At 66.3% G+C, this 24,264-nt stretch carries 25 protein-coding genes; 17 read left to right on the top strand and 8 right to left on the bottom strand.

From position 1 onward, the window contains the following. Window positions 1-222 precede the first annotated feature (222 nt). Entirely contained in the window at window positions 223-954 is a 732-nt protein-coding gene (locus tag FBX97_RS27180; protein ID WP_141838684.1) for a hypothetical protein, read from the bottom strand. Between the two features lie 171 nt (window positions 955-1,125). On the opposite strand from FBX97_RS27180, the gene FBX97_RS27175 reads away from it, so the two are divergent. From FBX97_RS27175 to FBX97_RS29760, 3 genes are all read left to right on the top strand, one after another. Continuing rightward, window positions 1,126-1,935: a dienelactone hydrolase family protein gene (locus FBX97_RS27175; RefSeq protein ID WP_141838682.1), complete on the top strand. Its 810-nt coding sequence runs from the start codon at window positions 1,126-1,128 to the stop codon at window positions 1,933-1,935. A gap of 112 nt (window positions 1,936-2,047) precedes the next feature. Then, the gene (locus FBX97_RS27170) at window positions 2,048-2,797 is read left to right on the top strand and encodes a ZIP family metal transporter (protein ID WP_141838680.1); all 750 of its coding nucleotides are present in this window, start codon (window positions 2,048-2,050) and stop codon (window positions 2,795-2,797) included. A gap of 128 nt (window positions 2,798-2,925) precedes the next feature. Further along, window positions 2,926-3,081: a hypothetical protein gene (locus FBX97_RS29760; protein WP_185748772.1), complete on the top strand. Its 156-nt coding sequence runs from the start codon at window positions 2,926-2,928 to the stop codon at window positions 3,079-3,081. Between the two features lies 1 nt (window position 3,082). On the opposite strand, the gene FBX97_RS27165 is transcribed toward FBX97_RS29760, so the two are convergent. From FBX97_RS27165 to FBX97_RS27155, 3 genes are all read right to left on the bottom strand, one after another. Next, window positions 3,083-3,937, bottom strand: coding sequence for a sulfurtransferase (locus FBX97_RS27165; RefSeq protein ID WP_141838678.1), 855 nt, complete (start codon window positions 3,935-3,937; stop codon window positions 3,083-3,085). Window positions 3,938-3,947: 10 nt separating this feature from the next. After that, window positions 3,948-4,862: a DMT family transporter gene (locus tag FBX97_RS27160; RefSeq protein WP_141838677.1), complete on the bottom strand. Its 915-nt coding sequence runs from the start codon at window positions 4,860-4,862 to the stop codon at window positions 3,948-3,950. A gap of 126 nt (window positions 4,863-4,988) precedes the next feature. After that, complete coding sequence (locus tag FBX97_RS27155; RefSeq protein WP_141838675.1) at window positions 4,989-6,113, bottom strand: aromatic ring-hydroxylating dioxygenase subunit alpha; 1,125 nt, start codon at window positions 6,111-6,113, stop codon at window positions 4,989-4,991. 377 nt (window positions 6,114-6,490) lie between these two features. On the opposite strand from FBX97_RS27155, the gene FBX97_RS27150 reads away from it, so the two are divergent. The 6 genes from FBX97_RS27150 (at window position 6,491) to FBX97_RS27125 (ending at window position 12,733) form a co-directional block, all read left to right on the top strand. Then, entirely contained in the window at window positions 6,491-6,754 is a 264-nt protein-coding gene (locus FBX97_RS27150; RefSeq protein ID WP_141838673.1) for an exodeoxyribonuclease VII small subunit, read from the top strand. Further along, the gene (locus FBX97_RS27145; RefSeq protein ID WP_141838671.1) at window positions 6,751-7,662 is read left to right on the top strand and encodes a polyprenyl synthetase family protein; all 912 of its coding nucleotides are present in this window, start codon (window positions 6,751-6,753) and stop codon (window positions 7,660-7,662) included. Before FBX97_RS27150 ends, FBX97_RS27145 begins: the two co-directional genes overlap by 4 nt. Beyond that, window positions 7,663-9,534, top strand: a complete 1,872-nt coding sequence (gene dxs / locus FBX97_RS27140; RefSeq protein ID WP_141838669.1) for a 1-deoxy-D-xylulose-5-phosphate synthase — start codon at window positions 7,663-7,665, stop codon at window positions 9,532-9,534. An 87-nt stretch (window positions 9,535-9,621) separates the two neighbouring features. Next, window positions 9,622-10,197 (top strand): SMI1/KNR4 family protein, encoded by a 576-nt coding sequence (locus tag FBX97_RS27135; protein ID WP_141838667.1) that lies wholly within the window; start codon window positions 9,622-9,624, stop codon window positions 10,195-10,197. Between the two features lie 218 nt (window positions 10,198-10,415). Further along, window positions 10,416-11,597: a diguanylate cyclase gene (locus tag FBX97_RS27130; protein ID WP_141838665.1), complete on the top strand. Its 1,182-nt coding sequence runs from the start codon at window positions 10,416-10,418 to the stop codon at window positions 11,595-11,597. A gap of 149 nt (window positions 11,598-11,746) precedes the next feature. Further along, on the top strand, window positions 11,747-12,733 hold the full coding sequence (locus tag FBX97_RS27125; protein WP_185748771.1) for a serine hydrolase: 987 nt from the start codon (window positions 11,747-11,749) through the stop codon (window positions 12,731-12,733). Between the two features lie 17 nt (window positions 12,734-12,750). Here the strand turns inward: FBX97_RS27125 and FBX97_RS27120 are convergent, their stop codons facing one another. Together FBX97_RS27120 and FBX97_RS27115 are read right to left on the bottom strand one after the other, a co-directional pair. Continuing rightward, a complete protein-coding gene (locus tag FBX97_RS27120; RefSeq protein WP_141838661.1) occupies window positions 12,751-13,800 on the bottom strand; it encodes a rhomboid family intramembrane serine protease in 1,050 nt (349 codons plus the stop codon). A gap of 10 nt (window positions 13,801-13,810) precedes the next feature. Further along, entirely contained in the window at window positions 13,811-14,365 is a 555-nt protein-coding gene (locus FBX97_RS27115) for a cob(I)yrinic acid a,c-diamide adenosyltransferase (RefSeq protein ID WP_141838659.1), read from the bottom strand. Between the two features lie 157 nt (window positions 14,366-14,522). On the opposite strand from FBX97_RS27115, the gene FBX97_RS27110 reads away from it, so the two are divergent. From FBX97_RS27110 to FBX97_RS27090, 5 genes are all read left to right on the top strand, one after another. After that, complete coding sequence (locus FBX97_RS27110; protein WP_141838657.1) at window positions 14,523-15,119, top strand: hypothetical protein; 597 nt, start codon at window positions 14,523-14,525, stop codon at window positions 15,117-15,119. Between the two features lie 79 nt (window positions 15,120-15,198). Further along, complete coding sequence (locus FBX97_RS27105) at window positions 15,199-15,459, top strand: hypothetical protein (protein WP_141838655.1); 261 nt, start codon at window positions 15,199-15,201, stop codon at window positions 15,457-15,459. A gap of 129 nt (window positions 15,460-15,588) precedes the next feature. After that, window positions 15,589-16,110, top strand: coding sequence for a DUF6622 family protein (locus tag FBX97_RS27100; RefSeq protein ID WP_141838653.1), 522 nt, complete (start codon window positions 15,589-15,591; stop codon window positions 16,108-16,110). Between the two features lie 79 nt (window positions 16,111-16,189). Continuing rightward, on the top strand, window positions 16,190-17,986 hold the full coding sequence (locus tag FBX97_RS27095) for an FAD-binding oxidoreductase (protein WP_141838651.1): 1,797 nt from the start codon (window positions 16,190-16,192) through the stop codon (window positions 17,984-17,986). A gap of 54 nt (window positions 17,987-18,040) precedes the next feature. Next, window positions 18,041-18,355, top strand: coding sequence for a hypothetical protein (locus FBX97_RS27090; RefSeq protein ID WP_141838649.1), 315 nt, complete (start codon window positions 18,041-18,043; stop codon window positions 18,353-18,355). On the opposite strand, the gene FBX97_RS27085 is transcribed toward FBX97_RS27090, so the two are convergent. Together FBX97_RS27085 and FBX97_RS27080 are read right to left on the bottom strand one after the other, a co-directional pair. Continuing rightward, window positions 18,352-19,281 (bottom strand): AraC family transcriptional regulator, encoded by a 930-nt coding sequence (locus tag FBX97_RS27085; protein WP_141838646.1) that lies wholly within the window; start codon window positions 19,279-19,281, stop codon window positions 18,352-18,354. The genes FBX97_RS27090 and FBX97_RS27085 overlap by 4 nt on opposite strands. A gap of 37 nt (window positions 19,282-19,318) precedes the next feature. Beyond that, window positions 19,319-20,152 carry an SDR family NAD(P)-dependent oxidoreductase gene (locus FBX97_RS27080; RefSeq protein ID WP_141838644.1) on the bottom strand — a complete coding sequence of 278 codons (834 nt, stop codon included), beginning with the start codon at window positions 20,150-20,152 and terminating at the stop codon, window positions 19,319-19,321. A gap of 158 nt (window positions 20,153-20,310) precedes the next feature. On the opposite strand from FBX97_RS27080, the gene FBX97_RS27075 reads away from it, so the two are divergent. The 3 genes from FBX97_RS27075 to FBX97_RS27065 all read left to right on the top strand — a co-directional run bounded on the left by FBX97_RS27075 (window position 20,311) and on the right by FBX97_RS27065 (window position 24,256). After that, window positions 20,311-20,997: a pentapeptide repeat-containing protein gene (locus tag FBX97_RS27075; protein ID WP_141838642.1), complete on the top strand. Its 687-nt coding sequence runs from the start codon at window positions 20,311-20,313 to the stop codon at window positions 20,995-20,997. A 133-nt stretch (window positions 20,998-21,130) separates the two neighbouring features. Further along, a complete protein-coding gene (locus tag FBX97_RS27070) occupies window positions 21,131-23,155 on the top strand; it encodes a glycoside hydrolase family 97 protein (RefSeq protein WP_255517657.1) in 2,025 nt (674 codons plus the stop codon). Between the two features lie 87 nt (window positions 23,156-23,242). Continuing rightward, window positions 23,243-24,256, top strand: a complete 1,014-nt coding sequence (locus tag FBX97_RS27065) for a S9 family peptidase (protein WP_255517656.1) — start codon at window positions 23,243-23,245, stop codon at window positions 24,254-24,256. The last annotated feature ends 8 nt before the right edge of the window (window positions 24,257-24,264 follow it).

Genomic DNA, 24,264 nt, shown 5'->3' with positions numbered 1-24,264 from the left:
GGTGCCACTAGTGGCCGACACGGGCGTTGGGCGGAATTGGGAGCAAGCGCTCTAACGCTTTCACGCACAGAGCAAGAAACCACATCGTCCCCTCGTCGGCGGGAACCCGTACTGCGCTTCAGAAGTAAGTAGCTGTGATGCGATGTATTGCTTCCAAGGTGCCGAATCCGGTTATTCAGCATGGTTCCCCGCCTTCGCGGGGACGACGTGCATATGATCGTTCTATCGTTTCCTGCGCTTGCCGACAGGCGCCAGCACCGTCAAACTACTACCCAGCAGCAGCAGCGCCGACGTCTCCGGCTCCGGCACCGGCACCCCATGCGACTCCGCCACTGCATACGCGTCGAACGCCAGCCGACCTTCCGCCCATTCCCCCTGCGAAGCCGCCATCACCGACAGCGTGCCGTGCTGCACGCCATCCTCGAGCCGGAAGGTGTCGGTAAAGCGCTCCCCGTCATTGAATCCATCGAGCGAACCATACAGCTCGGCCATCGCGGTCGGCCACGACACGCCGGGCGCTTCCGGCCGCGCCCACAGGTCGGCATCCACGCTGAATGTCACCTGCGTATGTGGCGACAGCAAAAAGTGCAGACTGCGGTTGGCGCTCACGTAGCCCCAGCCGCTGTACAGCGTCAGCAGCACGTTGGCGGCATCGGCACTGGTTCGGGCGTGCAGGCTGGCGTAAGGATTGTCGAAGCCGGTGCTGCCGAAACGGTCGATGTCCGTGCCCGCGATCTCGTTTCCTTCCTGGTCATACAGGTGCGCGTAGCCGTGGGCGGCCTGGCTGTTGAAGCCGATCCACGGGTCGATGCCATCGTCCGGCGCCAGGTCGAGCAGGCGATAGCCGAGTTGGCCGAGGGTGACGCCGGCCGCTTGCTGGGCCAGTGCGGGGGCGGTGGCGGTGGCAGCCAGAAGGGCGATGGCGCAGGCTGCGAGGACGTGCTTCAGTTGCATGGTGTCTCCAGAAATAAGGTCAGGCCGCACTGTAAGGCAGCGTCCGCCAAAGACTTTATGAGGCGTCAATACCCGGTTGGCATGCATTCAGGAAACAAGGTGTGCGCCAGCAGCGCGCCGGCCCCGCTGCTAAGATAGCCCCCCTTGCTATCCCGACCGAAAAACGACCCCATGACAGATAACTCCCAGAAAAGCGGCACCGGCTTCGCTGCCGCCACGCCACCGACGGCCAACGTGATCACGACCGACACCGAGGGCCTGACCGCCGGCTGGATCGACCTGGCCGTGAATGGCCAGGCCGTGCCCGTCTATCGCGCCCAGCCCGAAGGCAAGTCGGACCTGCCCGTGGTCCTGGTGATTTCGGAAATCTTCGGTGTCCATGAACACATCGCCGACGTCGCGCGCCGCTTCGCCAAGCAGGGTTACCTGGCGCTGGCGCCGCAGCTGTTCGTGCGCCAGGGCGACCCGTCCGCCATCGCCGACATTCCGACGCTGTTCCGCGACATCGTCTCGCAGGCGCCGGACGCCCAGGTGAACGGCGACCTCGATGCCTGCGTCGCCTGGGCTGCGCAGAACGGCGGCAACGTCGACAAGCTGGGCATCACCGGCTTCTGCTGGGGCGGACGCGTGACCTGGCTGTACTCGAGCCATAACCCGCAAGTGAAGGCGGGCGTGGCCTGGTATGGCCGCCTCGCCGGCGACACCAACGACAAGCAGACCAGCCACCCGGTCGACGTCGCGCCGACGCTGCGCGTGCCCGTGCTGGGCCTGTACGCTGCCCAGGACACCGGCATCCCGCTCGATACCGTGGAACGGATGAAGGCCGCGCTGGCGCAAGGCAGCAGCGGTTCCGAGTTCGTGGTCTATCCGGATGCCGGCCACGCCTTCTATGCCGACTACCGCCCGAGCTACAACGCGCGGGATGCGCAGGACGGCTGGAACCGTACCCTGGACTGGTTCCGCCAGCACGGCGTCGCCTGAAGCCGGGAGTACTGCCGAGTTGCACGGACGCGGGCCGGGGAGGGTACAATGCCCGGCTCGCATACGATCAATAAGAAGAGGCTCTTAAATCGATCCCGTCCTCATCTCCATCCTGCTGGCCACCGGGCTGGCGGGCGTTGTCAGCATCACGGCTGCCGCGGTGTTTTCATTTACCCTGCTCTCGCGCGTGGTCGAGCGCATGGTCAGCCTGTCGGTCGGCATCATGCTGTCCACCTCATTGCTGCACGCGCTGCCGGAGGCGTTCGAGTCGAAGGCGGATCCGCACAAGCTGTTCGCGACCCTGCTCGGTGGCCTGCTGGCCTTCTTCCTGCTGGAGAAAGTGGCCCTGATGCGCCACTCGCACCACCACGAAGGCGACGGCCACCACCATCATCACGGCCACGACGCGCAGCAGGCCGGCAAGGCCGGCTGGATGATCCTGATCGGCGACGGCATGCACAACTTCACCGACGGCATCCTGATCGCCGCCGCCTTCCTCGCCAATCCGCAACTGGGCATCGTCACCGGCGTGGCCATCATCGCCCACGAGATCCCGCAGGAGATCGGCGACTTCATCGTGCTGCTGAACGCCGGCTTTTCGCGCGTGCGCGCCTACATTTTCAACCTGTTGTGCAGCCTGCTGGCGGTGGCCGGCGGCCTGCTCGGCTACTACACCCTGGAAAACGCCAGCGACCTGGTGCCCTACGTGCTGGTGTTCGCGTCCTCGGGCTTCATCTACATCGCCGTGAGCGACCTGATGCCGCAGATGCAGCGCCGTGCCACGCTGCGCGAATCGATTCCGCAGGTGCTGCTGATCGGGTTGGGGGTGGTGATCGTGCTGTTCCTGACGCATGGCCACTGAGGGCCACTGAGGACCACTGAGGCGCATTAACCGCATGCAGGCCGGATATTGCGCCGCAAGATTGACAGCCTAATTTCTTCCATTTTATGCTGAGTCGTTAGCCCGACTTGAGTTCAATGGAGAAAAGCATGGCAAGCCTGGTCAGTCAACTTGCGGCCCAATGCGTCGCGGCGCTGCGCGAAAAACCGTGGCGTTTCGGTTACGTGCTCGGCGCACTGGTGGTCTCGGTCGTGCTGTTCACGATGGCGGACTTCCTGCCCGCCCCGTACGACTACAGCCGCTGATTCAGCTGCCGGTGGCCACCGGCCTTGAAGGATCGGCGCTCCACTCGCTCCACGATCCCGGATACAGCGCCGCGCCCTTCATGCCGGCCACTTCCAGCGCCAGCAGGTTGTGGCAGGCGGTCACGCCCGAGCCGCACTGCATGATCGCCCGGGCCGGATCGCCCACGACGCTCCCCAGTTCCGCCTGCAGCTGTGCCGGCGCCTTGAAGCGGCCGTCGGCCTGCAGGTTGTCCTTGAAGAAGCGGTTCTTCGCGCCCGGAATGTGGCCGCCGACCGGGTCGATGGTCTCGTTCTCGCCGCGGAAGCGGTCCGGCGCGCGCGCATCGACGACCGTACGGCTGCCGTCCTGCACGTTCTGCAAGACCTCATTCACGTCGACGCTGGCTACCAGCGCATCGCGCAGCGCGATCGTGCCGCGCGCACGCGGGGCGGGGACCTCGGTCGACAGCGCATTGCCCGCAGCTTGCCAGGCCGGCAGGCCGCCATCCAGCACCGCCACCGCATCGTGGCCGACCCAGCGCAGCATCCACCACACGCGCGCCGCGAACATGCCGCCGTGGGCGTCGTAGGCGACGACTTGCGTGTCGTCGTTGATGCCCCAATCGCGCAGCTGCTCGATGAATGCTTCGCGCTGGGGCAGCGGATGGCGGCCGCGGAAGGCGCCGTCTTCAGCGCGCTTCGCGCCCGACAGCGCGGTCTCGACGTCGGCGAACTGCGCCTGCGGCAGGTGCCCGGCCGCATAGGCGTCGCGGCCCGCGGCCAGGTTCACCAGGTCGTGCCGGCAGTCGAGCACGACCCAGGCCGGGTCAATGATGTGGGCGGCCAGGGTGGCAGGGTCGATCAGGGTCGTATACATATGGGGCTCCTTATTCGCTGGCGATGGGATCGGTGTCCTTGACGACGGCGCCGCGCGCCGTTTTCTGCGTATTGTAGAACGTCGCGGCGATGCCGGAGGCCAGGATCACGGCCATGCCCAGCCACACGTGCCAGTCGAACACGTCGCCCCACAGCAGCATGCCCCACAGGCTGGAAAAGATGATGCCGGTGTACTGCAGGTTGGCCACCACCAGCACCTTGCCGAGGCGGTAGGCGCGCGTCATCGCCATCTGGGCCAGCAGGGCCGGGAAGCCGACCGCCAGCAGCAGGCCGGCGCTGTGCCAGGTATGCGCGTGCAGTGGGGTAGCGAATCCGTTCTCGAACGGGGTGCCCAGCAGGCCGGCAATCGCCATGGTCAGCGAAAAATAGAACACCACGCGGTATTCGGGCTCGCCCATCTGGCCCAGGCGGCGTACCTGCAGGTAGGCCATCGCCGCAATGACGGAGGAGGCCACGGCGACGGCGCCGCCCAGCCACTGGTCGGTCTCGGCCGCCGGGCGCAGCACCTGGGTGACGCCGACGAAGCTCGCGCCCACGGCCAGGATCAGCGGCCATTCGCTCAAGCCTTTGCCCTGCCACCAGCCCTTGAAGAACATCCAGGCGGAGAGCCAGATCGGCGCCATGTAGTTCAGCGTGATGGCGGTGGCCAGCGGCAGCTTGGCGATCGCATAGAACCACAGCCACAGCGAGACCACGCCGACGATGCTGCGCCACAGGTGGGCCCTGGGGAAGGGTGTGCGCAGCGTACCGCGCTGTTGGTGGATCATCGGCAGCAGCAACAGGCTGCCGATGATCCCGCGGTACATCACGATTTCGGAGGTGGAGTAGGTGAGGGAGGCCAGCTTCACCGCCGCGCCCATGGCGGCGAACGAGAAGCTGGCGAACAACATCCATAAAGCAGGCATCAGATGGTCACCTCGCCAAACCTACTGCGCGTTGCAGGGCCGGCTTGCGATGCTCGCCGTACTTTCGTACGACTGCGCTTCTCAGCCACCCCTGCGGCCGCTCGCTACGGTTTTGCGAGGTGACCATTAAACTCCCGAGGCACCCGGCCCGATATCCTGCAGGCGGCTGCGGTACCACTCGTGGAAGTGCTGCATGCCGTCTTCCATCGGCGACTGGTAAGGTCCGACCTCGCTGACGCCGCGTTCCATCAGGATCTTGCGGCCGGCATCCATGCGCAGGGCGATCTCGTCGTCCTCGACGCAGGTTTCCATATAGGCGGCGCGTTCGGCTTCGACGAAGCCGCGCTCGAACAGCACGAATTCCTCGGGGTAGTAGAACTCGACCACGTTGCGCGTCTTTTGCGGACCCATTGGCCACAGCGTCGACACCACCAGCACGTTCGGATACCACTCGACCATGATGTTCGGATACAGCGTCAGCCAGATCGCACCGTACTTCGGCGGCTGGCCGTTGTTCAGCCTCAGGATGTGTTCCTGCCACTTTTTATAGGCAGCCGACCCGGATTTCTGCAGGCCGCGGTGCACGCCCACGGTCTGTACGCTGTAGTCCGGACCGAATTCCCAGCGCAGGTCGTCGCAGCTGACGAAGTTGCCCAGGCCCGGGTGGAAGGGCTCGACGTGGTAATCCTCCAGGTAGACTTCAATGAAAGTCTTCCAGTTGTAGTCGCACTCGTGCACCTCGACGTGGTCGAACATGTAGCCCGAAAAGTCGAGGTCCTTCGTCACCGACATGTTCTTGAGCTTGTCCATGACGTGGTAGCCGTTCTGTTCGAACAGCAGGCCGTTCCAGTTCTGCAGCGGCGTCTTCGACAGGTTCAGGCAGGGCGTGTCGGCAAAATGCGGTGCGCCGATCAGCTCGCCCTTGAGGTCGTAGGTCCAGCGGTGCAGCGGGCACACGATGTTGTTGGCATTGCCGCGGCCATTGAACATCAGCGCCTGGCGGTGGCGGCAGACGTTCGACAGCACTTCGATGCCGCCCTGGTTGCGCACCAGCATGCGGCCCTCGTTCTCCGATTTCAGGGTCGCAAAGTCGCCCAGTTCGGGCACCATCAGTTCGTGGCCGACGTAGCGCGGCCCATTCAGGAACAATTGCTGCATTTCGCGCTGCAGCAGCGCTTGGTCGAAGTAAACATTTACCGGCAGCTGCGCGATTGATCGCGCCAGCTTGGCGTGGGTAGCCAGATCGGACATCCCAACCCCCCTTTAGAAATCAGTCAAAGAAGAGAAAGAATCCGAGAACCAGCATTACAGAGCGTAGAACCTTTACGGTTTTTTACGCTCTTTTAAGGAACGGAATGCGGTAATTCGGAGACAGAACCGGAGATTATAGCCTGTAAAGAGGCACTAGTCTCGGGCCCGCTCGCGGTTGTGGTCCTAGCGTGCTCAAAAATTGCCTGAATGGCATCGTTTTCATGAATCCGGGGGCGCTTTGCGATAAAATGTATCTTTGCTTGCAAGCTTGCGGCGACTGCTGCACCGTCATGCACGAGTAGGATTGTTTAAAATAAGCGATTAGACTGGCGTGCTGCGCGCAAAGTTGCCCAGGACCCGAAACAATCAAAGTCATTATGCCAAATAAAACAACCGCGGAGAGCGCCGTAGCCGGCACGCAAGCTCCGGAGTCTTTCGAACAGGCGATGGCCGAACTGGCCCAGCTGGTGAGCCAGATGGAAGGCGGCGCGCTGCCGCTGGAAGCCTCGGTCGCTGCCTACGCGCGCGGTTCCGAACTGGTGCGCTATTGCGCGGCCCAGCTGGAAAAGGTCGAAGCGCAGGTCAAGGTGCTGGAAGGGGAGATGCTCAAGCCCTTCAGCGACGGCGGAGACGACGCATGAGCGGCGTTGTATCGGCATCCCGCGCCGGCTTCGGCGACTGGATGAAGGACGTCCAGGCGCAGACCGAGGCCGCCCTCGGCGCCTTCCTGCCGCCGGCCGGCCGTGAACCGGCCAAGCTCCACGAAGCGATGCGCTACACGGTACTGGGCGGCGGCAAGCGCGTGCGGCCGCTGCTGGCGTATGCCAGCGGCGCGCTGTTCGGCGCCGACCCGGATGCGACGGCACGCGCGGCCAGTGCGGTCGAAATGATCCACGCCTATTCGCTGGTGCACGACGACATGCCGTGCATGGACGACGACGCCCTGCGCCGCGGCAAGCCGACGGTGCACGTGGCCTACGACGAAGCGACCGCGCTGCTGGTCGGCGACGCGCTGCAGGCGCAAGCCTTCGAGGTGCTGGCCGGCGCCGGCAGTGTGCCGCCCGCCCGCCTGGTAACGATGCTGCGCCTGCTGGCCGAAGCCGCCGGTTCGGCCGGCATGTGCGGCGGCCAGGCGATCGACCTGGATAGTGTGGGTTTCAAGCTGAGCCTGGAACAGCTGGAGCGCATGCACCAGCTGAAGACCGGCGCCATGCTGCGCGTGTCGGTACTGCTCGGCGCACTGGCCGGCCGCGACCTGGCCGCGCACGAACAGGAAGCGCTGGCGGCCTACGCGCGCGCGATCGGCCTGGCCTTCCAGGTGGTCGACGACGTGCTTGACGCCACCGCCGATTCGGCGACACTGGGCAAGACCGCGGGCAAGGATGCGGCGGCCAACAAACCGACATACGTATCGATTCTGGGGCTGGAGCCATCCAAGGCACTGGCGGAACAATTGCGGCAGCAGGCGCATGAGGCGCTGGCGCCGTTCGGAGACCAAGCACTGCGGCTGCGCGAACTCGCGGACCTGATCGTGCAGCGGAAGGCATAAATGAAACTGCTAGAGACCATCAACGACCCGGCCGACCTGCGCAAACTGGCGCGTACCCAGCTCACCCCGCTGGCCACGGAGCTGCGCGACTACCTGCTGGATTCGGTATCGAAAACCGGCGGCCACCTGTCGTCCAACCTCGGCACCGTCGAGCTGACGATCGCGCTGCACTACGTGTTCAACACGCCGGAAGACCGCATCGTGTGGGACGTCGGCCACCAGACCTACTCGCACAAGATCCTGACCGGCCGCCGCGACCGCATGCCGACGCTGCGCCAGCACAACGGCCTGTCCGGCTTCCCGAAGCGCGACGAAAGCGAATACGACACCTTCGGCACCGCGCACTCGTCGACCTCGATCTCGGCGGCGCTGGGCATGGCGACGGCAGCCAAGATCAAGGGCGAGAAGCGCCATGCAATCGCCGTCATCGGCGACGGCTCGATGACCGCCGGCATGGCCTTCGAAGCACTCAACAACGCCGGCGTCGAGGACGACGTCAACCTGCTGGTGGTCCTGAACGACAACGACATGTCGATCTCGCCGCCGGTGGGCGCATTGAACCGCTACCTGGCGCGTTTGATGAGCGGCCAGTTCTACGCCGCCGCCAAGAACGTCGGCAAAAGCGTGCTGCCGGCCCCGATGCTGGAGCTGGCGAAAAAGCTCGAAGAACACGCCAAGGGCATGGTGGTCCCGGCCACGATGTTCGAGGAATTCGGCTTCAACTACGTCGGCCCGATCGACGGCCACGACCTCGACTCGCTGATCCCGACGCTGCAGAACATCCGCAAGCTCAAGGGCCCGCAGTTCCTGCACGTGGTGACCAAGAAGGGGCAGGGCTACAAGCTGGCCGAGGCCGAGCCGATCCTGTACCATGGCACCGGCAAGTTCAACCCCGTCGAAGGCATCAAGCCGGCCACGGCGCCGGCCAAGATCACCTACACCGAAGTGTTCGGCAACTGGCTGTGCGACATGGCCGCCGCGGATAAACGCCTGGTCGGCATCACGCCGGCGATGCGCGAAGGCTCGGGCATGGTGCGCTTCCACCAGCAATACCCGGAGCGCTACTTCGACGTCGGCATCGCCGAGCAGCATTCCGTCACCTTCGGCGCCGGCCTGGCCACCGAAGGCATGAAGCCGGTGGTCGCGATCTACTCGACCTTCCTGCAGCGCGGCTACGACCAGCTGATCCACGATGTGGCCCTGCAGAACCTGGACGTGACTTTCGCGCTGGACCGCGCCGGCCTGGTCGGCGCCGACGGCGCGACCCACGCGGGCAACTACGACATCGCCTACCTGCGCTGCATCCCGAACATGGTCGTGATGGCGCCGTCGGACGAAAACGAATGCCGCACCATGCTGACCACGGCCTATCACTATCCGGGGCCGGCGGCGGTGCGCTACCCGCGCGGCGCCGGCGTCGGCGCCGCCATCCAGCAGGAACTGACGTCGATCGAGATCGGCAAGGGCCTGGTGAAACGCCAGGGCAAGAGCGTCGCCATCCTGGCCTTCGGTTCGATGGTGGCACACAGCCTGAAGGCGGCCGACGACCTCAACGCCACGGTCGCCGACATGCGCTTCGTGAAGCCGCTCGACGTCGAACTGGTCAAGCGCCTGGCCAGGGACCACGACTACCTGGTGACGGTGGAAGAGGGCTGCATCATGGGCGGTGCCGGTTCGGCCGTGGCCGAGGCGCTGGCCACCGAAGGTATCGTCAAACCGCTGCTGATGCTGGGCCTGCCGGACAAGTTCATCGACCATGGCGATCCGGCGCTGCTGCTGGCGTCCGTGGGCCTGGACGCGCACGGCATCGGCAAGTCGATCCGCGAGCGCTTCGGGATCGGCGAGCCGCGCCTTGTGGTGAACAACACCTGATCTGCGTCGTTTTCATGTGCGACAAGAGCGCCACCCCCGGCTTGCCGAGGGTGGCGTTTTCATTTCGACAACCTCAATGGAATCTGCATGAAGAATTTATGGGACCGATTCGAAGCGTGGCTGGCAGAGAACTGGCCAGAAGGCCTGGGATGTCTCAATCCGCCGGCCAGCGACGAAGAGATTGCCTCACTTGAACGAGCGCTCGGCGTCAAGTTGCCTGAGGATTACGTTGCCTGTCTCAAGATCCATAACGGACAGCGCACGAATTCCGGGGGTGGCCTGTTCGACGGTTGCGAGTTTCTGTCGAGCGATCAGGTCCAGGACCAATGGAGCGTGTGGAAAGAACTGCTGGACGACGATGATTTCGACGGCGCCGAGTCCGAACCTGCACCCGGTATCCGCAACGACTGGTGGAATGCGTGCTGGATTCCCTTTACCCACAATGGTGGCGGCGACCATTTCTGCATCGACCTGGCGCCTGCTGCCACCGGACAGGCAGGACAAGTCATCAGCATGTGGCATGACGCGGCGGAACGCACCTTGCTGGCACCGGACTTCGGTACGTGGTTCAAAACCTATGTCGATGCGGTATGTGCTGGCGACTATGTGTATGCCGAGGAGTATGACGCGCTTGTGAATCGCGAGGATGCCGGCCTGTCCTGATCGGGCGGCATGACCGGCTCGGGCATCGTGATCCAGCGCTGAACGCCATACCGGCAAGTCCGGGTGGCGTTTTTTTTGGCCGTACTACCGGCGCCTGTTCCGAAACTGCAAATTATTTGTGTCACATATGTCGTATTTATGCAAAGCAACATAGTTTGTAAATTCAACATCGGTTACGCTTACGTCTTCAGCCTGTCTTGACGATTGCCGCTCCGTCCGTGCCTTTCATTTCACAATTACCGAACATCTCCCGCCACTTCCCGCCGTCGCTGGAAGAGGTCTACCAGGCCGATATGGCGGGCGAAAAACTTCGCATCTTCTACATCGCCTGCGGATTGAGCTCCTTGCTCTACCTGGGCTTTGCTCCCCTCGACGTGGTTGCGCTGCCGAGCGACCTGACGGGCGCCTGGATGGTGCGCGCCGGCGTGATGCTGGCGACCGGGGCGGCCGCCATGTTTGCCTACCTGCGGCGCGACGCCTTCCAGCGCCATTATCCCGCCGTCATCTGCGTGGTCTATCTGGGCTGGAGCGTCGGGGTCGAGGCGCTGCTCATGCTGTCGCAGCCGGACGATCTGGCGTGGAGCAGCTACTACGCCGGCCTGATGCTGGTATCGATGTGCCTGTACACCTGGTCCTATCTGCGTCCGCGGCATGCGGCAATCGCCGGACTGGCGGTGGTGGCCAGCTACGTGGTGGTGGGCCTGTGCTTCCAGCGCATGGGGGAACGCGGACATTGGGTGCCCCTGGTGCAGAATGTCTGCTTTCTGATCGGGACCAACGTGGTCGGCATCGTTGCGCTGACGACGCGCGAACGGTTTGCGCGCCAGGCCTTCCTGCTGAAGGACGCCCTGGTGCGCGATTTGCGGCTGAAGGAGGAAGCCAAGCGCCGCAGCGAACACCTGGCCGGGCACGATGCCCTGACCGGACTGCCCAACAGGGTCTCCTTCGTGCGCTGCCTCGGTGAGCTGATGGCCACCCGCGCCAGGGACGACACGGTGGGGGTGCTGTTCCTCGACCTGGACGGTTTCAAGCCGGTCAACGACCAGCACGGGCATGCTGCCGGGGACCACGTGCTCGGGGTCGTCGCCCAGCGCATCCGCAAGACGATCCGTCCCGAGGACGTGGCGGCACGCATCGGCGGCGACGAGTTCGTGGTCGCCTTGCCGCTCGCCGGCCAGGAGGATGCCGCCATCGTCGAATGCACCCGCGCCGCGCTGTGCAGGGCGATCGCCGAGCCGATCGACTACAGCGGATGCAGCCTGCGGGTGACGGCAAGCATCGGGATGGCGATCCGCTGCCGGGACGGCGGCAGCGCCGAGGAACTCCTGCATCTGGCCGACCAGAGCATGTACGAGTCCAAGCGCGGCGGCAAACGGCAAACGGCGGCGTGCCTGGCCTGAAAACGCCTGCCGTCAATACGATTCGTGACTACAATGGCGGCTCGCCCAGTATTCATGGAGTCCGCATGCGTTTCCGTTCGTCCCGGCTTGTTCCGGTCTTCTTCGCGTCGATGGTATTGCTGCTGTCCGGTTGCGCCGCCTTGAGCGGCATGACAACCGGTCCTCTGATCGACCGCCATGTGCCCAAGGATTACAGCGGCGTGGTCGCCGTGCGCGAGCATGCCGGCGCCACGCTGGTGACGCGGGCAAGCGGCCTCGCCGTGCGCGAGGTGGCGCAGGCGCACACCCAGGACACGCGCTTCATGATCGGCTCCATCACGAAATGGATCAGCGCCGTCACCGTGCTGCGCCTGGCCGACATGGGCAAGCTGGACCTGGATGCGCCGATCGCACGCCAGCTCCCCGAATTGCCGGCCGCGACGGGGGCGGTGACGCTGCGCCAGCTGCTGACGAACCGCAGCGGCATCCCGAACGGCTTGTCGGCGGCGCTGCGCAAGGACGCGTCGCTCGGCAAGCTGGACATCGGACCGGTGGCGGCGGCACTGCGCTTCGGCACCGGGGCGCTCGAGGCGGCGCCCGGCGAAAAATGGGATTACTCGGTCACCAACTGGATTCTTGTCGCTGCCGTCGTCGAACGGGCCAGCAAGAAACCGTTCACCGAAACCGTGGAAGAACTGGTGCTGGCGCCGGCCGGTGTGCGCGATACGAGCTTTGCGAGTCCCGACGAGGAAGACGCGGTGGGCATGGCGGTGGCCTACGGCGCCTCGGGCGCACGCAAGCTGTCGCCGGCCCCGCCGATGGTGGCGGCCAGCGGCACCCTGGTCAGCACCGCGCGCGACCTGGTCGCGCTGGCCGACGCCGTGTATGGTCCCAAGCTGCTGTCGGACAAATCACGCCAGGCGCTGTCGGCGATCCAGGTCGCGTCCGAAGACTATGCGCTCGGCGGCCGCGTCAAGACGGTGGCCACCAGGCAGGGTGCCCGCACCCTTGCCTGGGAATCGGGCGTCATGGGCGGGTACAAGACCCTGTTGGCCTACGACCCCGGCAACGGGCGGGCCGTCGTCCTCCTGAACAATACGGACATGCAGCAGTCGGAGCAGGCCAGGATCGCCGTTGCCCTGTTCGGCGAGATGTAGGACGCCGGGTGAGGATGTCACTGTGCCTTGCTCTGGCCCGGCACGTGCAGCGAGCGCGCCAGCAGATGCCCGGCCAGCCAGCCGCCGGCCAGCCCGCCGATATGCGCCGCATTGTCCGTATGCGGATACAGGAAGCCCGCCGACAGGTTAAACAGCAGGAACGGCAGGATCGACCCGCGCAGGTCGCTGACCACGGTCGGCGGCACGCCGCTGTTCTGGCGTCCGATGAAGGCCAGCAGGCCGCCGATGATGCCGAAGATGGCGCCGGAGGCGCCGACGCTGTTCACGTGCGGGTTCCACAGCACGCTGGCCAGGCTGCCGGCCAGGCCGGCCAGCAGATACAGTCCGCAAAAGCGCAGGCTGCCGAAGATGCGTTCGACCAGGCGCCCGACCTGCCACAGCGCGAACATGTTGAACGCCAGGTGCAGCAGGCTGCCGTGCAGGAACATCGAGGTGAACAGGCGCCACCACTGGCCGCCGAGGGTCAGGCGGCCGACGTTCGACCCCCAGTACACCAGCTGGATCGAGCGGCGCACGGCATCCTTGCCGGCACCCCAGGCCAGCAGCGACTGCGCATTGAAGGCGGTATGGCCCTGGCGCACGAACCACATGAGGAAGAAGATGCCGATGTTCGCCACCAGCAGGCACCAGATCACCGGCGTCGACGGGCTCCAGTAATCGATGCGGTCGTGGAACACGTTGCGTTCGGCGTACTCGACCTCGAACCGGGCCGTGCGGCGGGTGGGCAGGGCGGCGGCGAGGCGCTGGGCGGCTTCGCGGCTGCCGGCGCTGAAGCCGACTTCGCGCTCCTGTACCTGCGCCTGCTCCACGCCGAGCACGTCGAAGATCACGTCCTCGCCCTCGACCCGCACGTTGATGATGTCGGCCATGCGCAGGCGGTGCTGCTCGCGCTTCGAAAAGCGGAACGAGCGGTGGCTGCAGCCGCGGACGGTGACGAAGTCGGGTTCGATCGCGACCTGGCCCGCACCCTGGAACATGAAGGGGTTCATCGGCCAGTTCTGGCCACCGCGGTAGAAACGGACGTCGTAGGTCGTGCTGCCGGTCATGCGTTCCCCATCAGCCGCGCTTGCGCTCGTGCTGCCACAGCACGTCGTTGCCGCCGGCGTGGCGGTTCAGCACGCGCGCCAGTACGAACATCAGGTCGGACAGCCGGTTGACGTACTGGCGCGGCTGGGCGTTGATGGTGTCCGTGTGCGACAGCGCCACGATGCTGCGCTCGGCGCGGCGGCACACGGTGCGGCAGACGTGGGCGAGAGACGCCGCGCGCGAGCCGGCCGGCAGGATGAATTCCTTCAGCACCGGCAGGTCGGCATTGTATTTTTCCAGCAGGCCGTCCAGGCGCGCCACGTGCTCGTCCTTGATCATCTGGTAGCCGGGGATGCACAGCTCGCCGCCGAGGTCGAACAGGTCGTGCTGGATCGACACCAGCTCTTCGCGCAGGGCAGGGGGCATGTCTTCGCACAGCAGCAGGCCGACGAAGGAGTTCAGTTCGTCGACGTCGCCCAGCGCGTGGACGCGTGCGCTGTCCTTCCCGGTGCGGCTGCCGTCACCCAGTCCGGTGCTGCCGTCGTCGCCGGTGCGGGTCGCGATCTTCGATAAGCGATTGCCCATGCTTGTGCCCTGCCTGTAAAAAAAGATAGCCGGAGCATACGCCAAAATAATCTGATTGTGCTTAGAATCGGCGCATGACCTCATCGGCTGACGCCGGTCCGGCACGTCGCGCAAGCTATAAAGCCACGTGCCTTCCATCACTTACTGGAGCAACTGTTTGATCAAGGTAACGCATTCCATCCTCGCCGCCTGTATCGCCCTCGGCCTCGGCGCCAACGCGCAGGCCGCCCCCAAGCCCGCTTCCAAGGCACTCGAACCGAATGCCGAAGGGTTCATGACCCTGTATATCGGCCTGTGCATGAACCACCTGAGCGACCTCCAGGCCCTGCGCACCAACCTGCTGCGCGGCGAGGCGCCCAAGCTGCCGCCCGAGAGCGCGGCGCGTTTCCTGAACGGGCAGCCGGGCGACGCCTGGCCGGTGCCCTACAAGGGCCAGCTGGGGAATTACGTGGTGGCGCTGCCGGCAGGGAACAGCATGTGTACGCTGCATGCGCGCCACGCCGATCCGGCCAGCGTCGAACGCGCCTTCGCGAAGGTGGTCGAAAAGGCGCCGGCGCCGCTGGTCGCCAAGCGCGGCAAGAGCCAGGAGCATCCGGGCGGCGCGGCCGGCAAGCTGCGCACGCTGTCCGCCACCTGGGTCCAGCCGGGCGCCGAGCGCCGGATGCAGTTCATGGTCACCACGGCAGCCTCGGACAAGGCCGGGCGCCAGGCCGTGGGTTCGGTGGCGATCGTCGGCGAGCCGGGCAAGAAATAAGCCCTGCGGCATGCGTGCCGGCCCTTCGGCCGGCTTTGCTTTACTATCGGGGCGTGATGCAAACGACAGGAGAAGCGGCATGCTGACATTGGGGAACATGGACAATCGACTGGTCGACAAGCTCGGCGTGCTCGCCGCCAAGGCCGTCGAAGACGCGCTGGCCTCGGGCCTGACCTGGGACCAGGCCGTAATGGCCTTCGGGGTGGCGAGCAAGGCGATCGCCGTCAAGGCGGCCAGCCAGGCCAATGGCGCACCGGCCGAATTTGCGGCGCATGCGGAAAAGCGCCTGAAATACGGCATGGACCACAGCGCGGAAGTCCTGCGCTCCTTCCTGGCCTGACACCGGCCCGCATCTGGCGCCTGCCGGCTGCATCTCGCGCCGCCGGCGGGCGCTTCGTCGCATTTCCGTCTGCCGGCCGGCAGCCGCTGGCAAAGTCGTGCCACCTCAACCGACTTTGCGGAGCCTGCCATGCTGATTCAAATCGTGTCCCACACCCCGATCCACGTCTGGGCCATCCTCGCCTTTCTGGTCTACCGCGGCATGGCCGCCAGCCGCGACCGCGAGGTCGAGCTGCGCAAGCTGTGCATCATCCCGGTCGTGATGCTGGTGCTGTCGCTGCAGGACATCTCGGCCAAGTTCGGCCTCGACGGCATCCCGCTGGCCGCCTGGATAGCCGGCGTGGCGCTGGCCCTGGCGCCGGTGCTGCTCTTCGGTGCCGACCGTATCGCGGCGGGTGAGCAAGCCGGCACCGTGCGCGTGCGCGGCAGCTGGATGCCGCTGGCGCTGATGATGGCGGTGTTCTTCACCAAGTACGCCGCCTCGGTGCTGCTGGCGGTGTTCCCGCAGGCGCACCAGAACACGCTGGCCGCGGGCGCGGTCTGCGTCCTGTTCGGCCTGTTCAACGGCGTCTTCCTCGGCCGCCTGGCACGCGACCTCTGGACCCATGCGAACCTGCAGGCCGGCGCGGCGGTGCCGGCTCGCCCCGCCTGACGCCCGCTTCGCCACAAACCGGTTGTTCCCGGTGCGCCGGAACGGCATCCTTGCCTGACATACCAACGACGAGGATGCGATGAAACGACGTGATCTGTTGAAGGCTTCACTGTCTGCCGGCGTGCTGCAGGCCCTGCCGCGCCCGGTGGCGGCACGGGAAGCGCAAGCAGGCTTCAGCCGGGCACGGCCCGGCACGCCGCAGTGGCCGGGCCCCAGCCAGTGGCAGACCCTGCGCGCGCAAGTCGGCGACCGCCTGCTGGCGCCGGCCTCGCCCTTTGCCCGCGGCCAGGCCGATGCCGTGCGCGCCGAGGCGCTGGAAGGCATCAAGAACCCGTACTTCATCGGCGACCATCCGGCACTGACCCAGACCAGCGGCTGGCAGGATGCCTGGACCTCGCAGGCCAGCGTCTACGCGGTGGCGGCGCGCGATGCCGGCGACGTCGCGGCGGCGGTGAACTTCGCGCGCCGCCATCACCTGCGGCTGGTGGTCAAGGGCGGCGGCCACAGCTACATGGGCGCGTCCAACGCGCCCGATTCGCTGCTGGTCTGGACCCGCGCCATGAACCGGGTGCAGATGCACGACGCCTTCGTCGCCCAGGGCTGCGCGCCGGGCAGCGCCCAGCCGGCGGTGAGCGTCGGCGCCGGCGCGATGTGGGCCGACGCCTATGCCGAAGTCACCACGCGCGGCGGCCGCTACGTGCAGGGCGGCGGCTGCACCACCGTCGGCGTGGCCGGGCTGGTGCAGGGCGGCGGCTTCGGCAACTTTTCCAAGCGCTTCGGCACCGCCGCGGCCAGCCTGATCGAAGCCGAAGTCGTCACCGCCGACGGCGCCGTCCGCATCGCCAATGCCTGCACCAACCCGGACCTGTTCTGGGCACTGAAGGGCGGCGGTGGCGGCAGCTTCGGCGTGGTCACCCGGCTGACGCTGCGCACCCACGCGCTGCCCGCATTCTTCGGCGCCGTGTCCGGCGAGATCACTGCCGCCAACGATGGAGCCTGGCGCGCGCTGGTGGCCCGCTTCGTCGATTTTTACGGTGACGGCCTGTTCAACGAACACTGGGGCGAACAGGTTTCGCTGCGCGACGGCCGGCGCCTGAAACTGTCGATGGTGTTCCAGGACTTGACCCAGGCGCAGGCCGAGGCCGTGTGGGCGCCGTTCTTCGCCTGGGTGAGGGAGCGCAAGGAGTACAGCTTCTCGGAAGCGCCGCGCGTCATCGCGATCCCGGCGCGCCGCTTCTGGGATCCCCAGCTGTTCCAGAAATATGCGCCCGGGATCGTCACCATGGACGACCGCCCGCAAGCCTCGCAAGACCATTTCGTCTGGAGCGGCGACCGCGGCCAGGCCGGCTGGTTCATCCACGGCTACCAGTCGGCCTGGCTGCCGGCCGGGCTGCTCGGCAAGGAGAGCAGGGCCAGGCTGGTCGATGCACTGTGCGCCGCGGCCGACCAGTGGTGGGTCGAGCTGCACTTCAACAAGGGCATTGCCGGCGCCCCCAGGGATGCGCTGGACGCCACGCGCGACACCGCGATGAACCCGGCCGTGCTCGACGCATTCGCGCTGGCCATCATCGCCGGCGGCGGCGAGCCGGCGTTTCCCGGCATGCCGGGCGCCAAGGCCGATCCGGCGCGGGCGCGCAAGCGCGCGGCCGGCATCCGCAACGCGATGGATGCGCTGCTGAAGGCGGCGCCGGATGCCGGGGCTTATGTATCGGAAAGCGATTATTTCCAGCAGCGCTGGCAGGATGCCTACTGGGGCGCCAACTATGCGCGGCTGGCCAGGGTGAAACAGGCAGTCGATCCGGCCGGCTTGTTCTTCGTGCATCACGGGGTGGGGAGCGAGGCATGGAGTGCGGACGGCTTCACGCGGACCACGTGAAGTGCGGCGCCGTGGTAGCATCGGCGCCCCTATTCATGTTGGTTGGAGTTTCCCGTGAGTTTCGTGTTTCGGCTGATTTCCCAGGATGAGGATGCGGCGCCATCGGTCGCGTTCCAGGATTCGATCAGTCCCGGCTACGTCCCGCTGTGGGAAAAGGTCGGCGTCTACGATGCCCTGTACAACAGCGACGGCCGGCGCGGGCGCGACGTCTCGCGCGCGGTCGCCTACGGCATCGACCAGCTGGTCGAGGACGAATCGCTGGGCCGCATGCTGCCGCCCACCTGCCGCCTGGGCGAGGCGATCCGCTTCCTGGAAAACGTGCACCGCGGCTGCGTCACCCACGCTTCCGCCGTCATCGAAACCCGCTAGACGGCGTTCTGCTGGCGCGGCCGGTCCCGGCTCGGCGCATTGCCGAACAGGCGCGCGTACTCGCGGCTGAATTGCGACGCGCTCACGTAACCGACGCGCCCGCCCGCGGCGCTCGCGCCCATCCCCGTCGACATCAGCCGGCGCGCTTCGTGCAGGCGCAGGATCTTCTGGTACTGCAAGGGACTCATCGAGGTCACCGACTTGAAATGCTGGTGCAGCGTCGACGCGCTCATGTGCACCATGCCGGCCAGGTCGTCGATGCTGACCGGCTGGTCGTAATGGTCGCGCAGCCAGGCCACCGCGCGGCCGATGCGGTGGGTGCCGGAGTCGGCCTGCCCGATCTGGGCCAGGCGCCCGCCGATCGGACTGCGCAGCAGGCGGATCAGCAGTTCGTCGGTCACCAGCGGCGCCAGCAGGGCAGCCTCTGGCGGGTCGTCCATCAGCGCCATCAGCCGCGCGGCGGCGTCGACGATCGCATCGCCGGCCTGGGCCAGGTACAGCGCGCGGCCTTCGCGCTCGCGCGGCGGCCCGTCCGGATACACCTTCAGCGTCAGCGCGGCGATGCGCTGCGCATCGAGATCGAGCCGGAAGCACAGGTAGGGGCGGGCGGGCGTCGCCTGCAGCACCTGGGCCGCGACCGGCAGGTCGACCGAGAACACCAGCATGCGCGCCGCGTCGTAGGTATACGCTTCGCCGCCCAGCAGCACGGTCTTGGCGCCCTGGGCGACGATGCACACGGACGAGCCCTGCACGCCGTGCACCAGGTCCGCGTTGGGACGCGATGCGCGGATCGCATGGACGCCGGGCACGCACTGCTCGACGCTGCCGTCGACCGGCGCGTGGGCACGCAGCAGGTCCGCCAGCCGGGAAAGAGATGGGCTGGCTGGCGGACCAGAGGCGGGGATCGCATCGGCGAGCTTGTTCATGTAAGCCAGCATAACGCCTCTTTCATCACTTGCCTACTCAGGCCGCGTGGTCGGTCGATTTGGACAGCGCCTCGAAGGCGCGGATCTCGTCCAGGCGGCCCTGCAGCGACCCGGTGGCCATGCCGACGGCGTCGCTGCCGGCCAGGAACTGCTTCGGCGGCGACGGCATCGCGGCCAGTTCCACCAGCACGGTCCCCAGGCGGGCCGGATCGCCCAGCTGGCGGCCATTGTAGGCCCCGTAGATATCCTTGGCGTCGCCGTCCGCATAGTCGCCGATGGTCGCGGCGGCATAGCTGACCGAGGTCGGCTCGAGGAAGTCGGTGCGGAAGAAGCCCGGCTCGACCACGGTGACCGTGATGCCGAAGCGCTCGACCTCCATCGCGATCGATGCCGACAGGCCCTCCACCGCGAACTTGCTGGCGCAGTACACCGACGCGCCCTGGAAGCCGATCAGGCCGCCGATCGACGACAGGTTGAACACGCGGCCGCTGCGCTGGCGCCGCATCACCGGCAGCACGGCGCGCATCACGTGCATCAGGCCGAACACGTTGGTGGCGAACTGGCGTTCGATCGCCTCTTCCTGCACTTCCTCGAAGTTCCCGAGCAGGCCGTAGCCGGCATTGTTGACCAGCACGTCGATGCGGCCGAAACGCTCGAGCGCGACCCCCACCGCGGCGTCGATCTGGGCCGGATTGGTGAGGTCCAGCGCGGCCAGCGCCAGGCGCTCCTGCGGCGCGTCGGCGTGGGCGCTGCGCAGCTGTTCGAGGCTGCGCGCAGTGGCGACGACGCGGTGGCCGGCCTGCAGCGCCGCCTTGACGGTGTGGGCGCCGATACCGCGGCCGGCGCCGGTGATGAACCAGACTTGACTCATGTGCTTCTCCTTGGGTAAGCCGCCCGGTCGGGCAGCGGATGAAGCACATTCTAGGGAGCGGGGCAGGGGCGGACTTGCCTGAAAGTCCGGACGATTGGCGCATTCCTTTCGCACTGGCCGTGTATGCTGTGGCCTTCCGATTTCAGCCATTCCGTACCATGCCCCGCCCGACCGTCACCCTCTCGAACGACACCATTACCCGCGACCGCATCGAACAGCTGCTGGCGGATGACGCCTTATTGGTGTTCGACGCCTGCGACCTGGAAGGCGCCGACCTGTCGCGCCTGAACCTGCAGGAGTGCGTGTTCCAGCATTGCGCAGTGGCCGGGGCGTCCTTTTATGCCGCCAACCTGGCGCGCACGCGCTGGCAGCGCTGCCGCGGCGGCCATGCCGATTTCGAGTCGAGCGACCTGGTCGACGCGCGCTTCGAAGGCTGCGACCTGAACAATGCGAGCTGGCGCCGCACCAAGCTGGCGTCCGCCACCTTCCGCGGCTGCAAGCTGACCGGTGCCCGCTTCGAGGAAGTCGGCCAGCTCGGCCTGAGCTTCGAGGATTGCCTGCTGGTCGGCGCCGACCTGCGCCGCATGTCCTTCCGCAAGGCCAGGCTGAACGGCCTGGATTTTTCGGAGGCCGACCTGGCCGGCTGCGACTTCCGCGACGCCGTGTTCGAAGGCGGCAGCCTGCGCGACGCCCACATCAAGGACGCGCGCTTCGAGCAGGCCGACCTGCGCGAAGCCGATCTCGGTGGCCTGAAACTGTCGAACGCCAAGCTGTTTGCGGGAGCCACAATCTCGCCGCGCCAGGCGGCCGAACTGGTACGCGCGATGGGCTTGAACGTCGGCTGATTTTTCATCGGATTACGCATCGGCAGCACACTCAGCTGTAGTAATATTACATCTCTTTCATCATGCTGGATTGCCATGACTTCCGGCGCTATAGGGGACACCGATGCGTTTACGCCTGATTGCCGCTGCGGCAATGTTTTCAAGTTACATCGCCATGCCCGCCTGGGCCCAGCAAATCGTGGCAACGGCCGCCTCGCCCGGCAATGTGCTGAGCGTCGAGGTGCAGATCGACCCGATGGGCAAGCTGGCGTATGACGTCAAACGCAAGGGCAAGGAGGTCATCGGCCTGTCGCGCCTGGGTTTCAACCTGGCCAACGCCCCCAAGCTGGACGGCAATTTCAAGCTGGTGAACAAGGGCGTCAGCGACCATGACGACACCTGGGAGCAGCCATGGGGCGAGCGCCGCTATGTGCGCAACCATTACCGCGAACTGCGCGTCGAGGTTGCGCAGGACACGGCCGAGCAGAGCAAGCGCCTCAAGCGCGGCTTGAGCATCGTCTTCCGCATCTACGACGACGGCGTCGGCTTCCGCTACGAATTCCCGGCGCAACCGGATGGCCGCGACGTCGCCATCACCGACGAGCTGACCGAATTCGCGGTGGCCCAGCCGGCCACCGCCTGGTGGATCCCGGCCGGCGAGCTGCCCGGCCTGGAAGAGCTGGTGCAAAAGGCGCCCCTGAAGGAGATCGGCACCGCCAACAGCCCGCTGACCGTGCGCCTGGAGGACGGCACCCACATCGCCTTTCACGAAGCCGCGCTGGTCGATTACGCCTCGATGTGGATCCGCAAGGTCGAAGGCCAGAAGCTGCGCGCCCAGCTGGCGCCGTCGGCCACCGGCCCGAGCGTGGTGCGCAAGGGCCCGTTCACGACCCCGTGGCGCACGATGCGCATCGCCGACGATGCGGCCGGCCTGTACATGTCGGACCTGGAACTGAACCTGAACGAGCCGAACAAGCTGGGCGACGTGTCGTGGGTGAAGCCGTCCAAGTTCGTCGGCGTGTGGTGGGGCATGCACCTGCAGCAGACCACCTGGAACGCGGGACCGAAGCATGGGGCGACCACCGCGAATACGGAGCGCTACATCGATTTCGCCGCCCAGAACGGCTTCCGCGGCGTGCTGGTCGAAGGCTGGAACAAGGGCTGGGAAAGCGACTGGGGCCATGGCGGCGCCGACTTCAGCTTCACCCAGGCTTACCCCGACTTCGACCTGCCGGCCCTGTCGAAATACGCCCAGCAGAAGGGCGTGCGCCTGATCGGCCACCACGAGACCGGCGGCAACGTCGCGGCCTACGAAAAGCAGATGGATGCGGCGTACAAGCTGTATGCGCAGCTGGGCGTGGACAGCGTCAAGTCGGGCTACGTGCACGAAGCGGGCACCATGCAGTTCCCGAGTGCGGGCGGCGGCATCCACTACGGGAACTACGATTCCCAGGAAGGCGTGCGCCACTTCGTGAAAGCCGTGACGGAAGCCGCGCGCTACAGGATCGCCGTCGACACCCACGAGCCGGTCAAGGACACCGGCCTGCGCCGCACCTACCCGAACTGGCTGTCGCGCGAAGGCGCGCGCGGCGTCGAGTACAACGCCTGGGGCAACCCGGTGAACCCGGTCGACCACGAAGTCAAGCTGGTGTTCACGCGCATGCTGAGCGGCCCGATGGATTACACGCCGGGCGTCCTGAGCCTGGTCGGCGCCGACAACAAGGTGTTCAACTCGACCCAGGCCAAGCAGCTGGCCAACTTCGTCGTGATCTATTCGCCGATCGCGATGGCGGCCGACATCCCGGAAAACTACGCCAAGTACCCGGCCGCCTTCAAGTTCATCCGCGACGTGCCGACCGACTGGGCCGACACGCGTGTGCTGAACGGCGCGGTGGGCGAGTACGTGACCATCGCGCGCAAGGACCGCAAGTCGGACGACTGGTACCTGGGAGCGGTGACCGACGGCCAGGCGCGCACCGTCTCGGTGCCGCTGGCGTTCCTGGATCCGGGCAAGCAGTACGTCGCCGAGATCTACCGCGACGGCGATGCGGCCGACTACCGCAACGCGCACCGCTTCGACCTCGTCATCGAGAAGAAGACCGTGACGGCCAAGGATGCGCTGCAGGTCAGGCTGGCGCCGGGTGGCGGACAGGCGATCCGGTTCTCGCCGCAGAAGTAAGCTGTGTTGAGAGCAGTGAGTTTTCGATAGCTTCGATAGCACCATTCCATGGCACTATCGAAGGCTTCCACGAACACGAAAGCAAGCATGCCAAGCACCACGCAGCGCCGTACGATGACAGGCATCGCCGCCCTGGTCCTGGCCGTGGTCTGCGGCGGCGCCTGCGCCGCCCCGGCAGCGCGCGAAGAGGCCATCGACTTCGGCAAGACCCAGGGCGCGCGCTTCACCCTGCAGCGCGACGGCGCGCCCGACATCCGCTACGTCATTTCGCGCCCGGCGCAGCGCGCGCCGCTGGTGCTGTATGTCCAGGGATCGGGCTGCATCCCGCCTTTCATCGGTCTCGGCACGCCCAACCGTGCATCGACCATCTTTTCCTGGGTCCCGCTGGCGCAGCAGGGGCGCTACGCGGTGATGGCGGTCGACAAGCCGTATCAGCCGGAAGCGCCGCTCCAAGGGCAGCAGGGCGGCGCGCTGGACTGCCCCAAGGCCTTCAACGATCACTTTTCGTACGACCGCTGGCTTGCCACGCTGGTGCAGGCGGTGCACCATGCGGCGACGCTGCCGTATGTCGATGCCCGGCGCGTGCTCGTGATCGGCATCTCCGAAGGCGCGACCATGGCGGCCGGCCTGGCACGCGCGCTGCCCGAGGTGACCGACGTGGCCCTGGTGGGCGGCAGCGGGCCGACGCAGATGTTCGACTTCGCTGTCAATATCTACCGCGCGGACGCCGCCGACGCGGAAAAGCTGCGCCGCCTGCAGGAACTCGATGCCACCGTCAGCGACATCAAGGCCGATCCGGCCAGCACCGCCAAATTCGCCTGGGGCCACACCTACCTGCGCTGGAGCAGCTTCTTCGCCCAGTCCTCGAGCGACAACCTGTCGCACGCCAAGGCCCGCATCTACCTCGCCAGCGGGATGCAGGACGACAGCGTGCCGATCCTGTCGACCGAAGCGATGTACGCCCAGTTGCGCGCGCAGGGCAGGGACGTGACTTTCCGCCGCGTGCCGGGCGCCAACCACAGCCTGCAGGCGCAGGGACAGCCGTTCCCGGACGTGCAGAAGGAATACGATGGCATCATGCGCTGGTTCGAGCAACGCTGAACCTGCAA

Origin of the sequence: Herbaspirillum sp. SJZ107 (assembly GCF_006715485.1) — a bacterium.
Lineage (GTDB): Bacteria > Pseudomonadota > Gammaproteobacteria > Burkholderiales > Burkholderiaceae_D > Telluria.
This window is presented reverse-complemented; position numbering and strand designations above follow the sequence as displayed.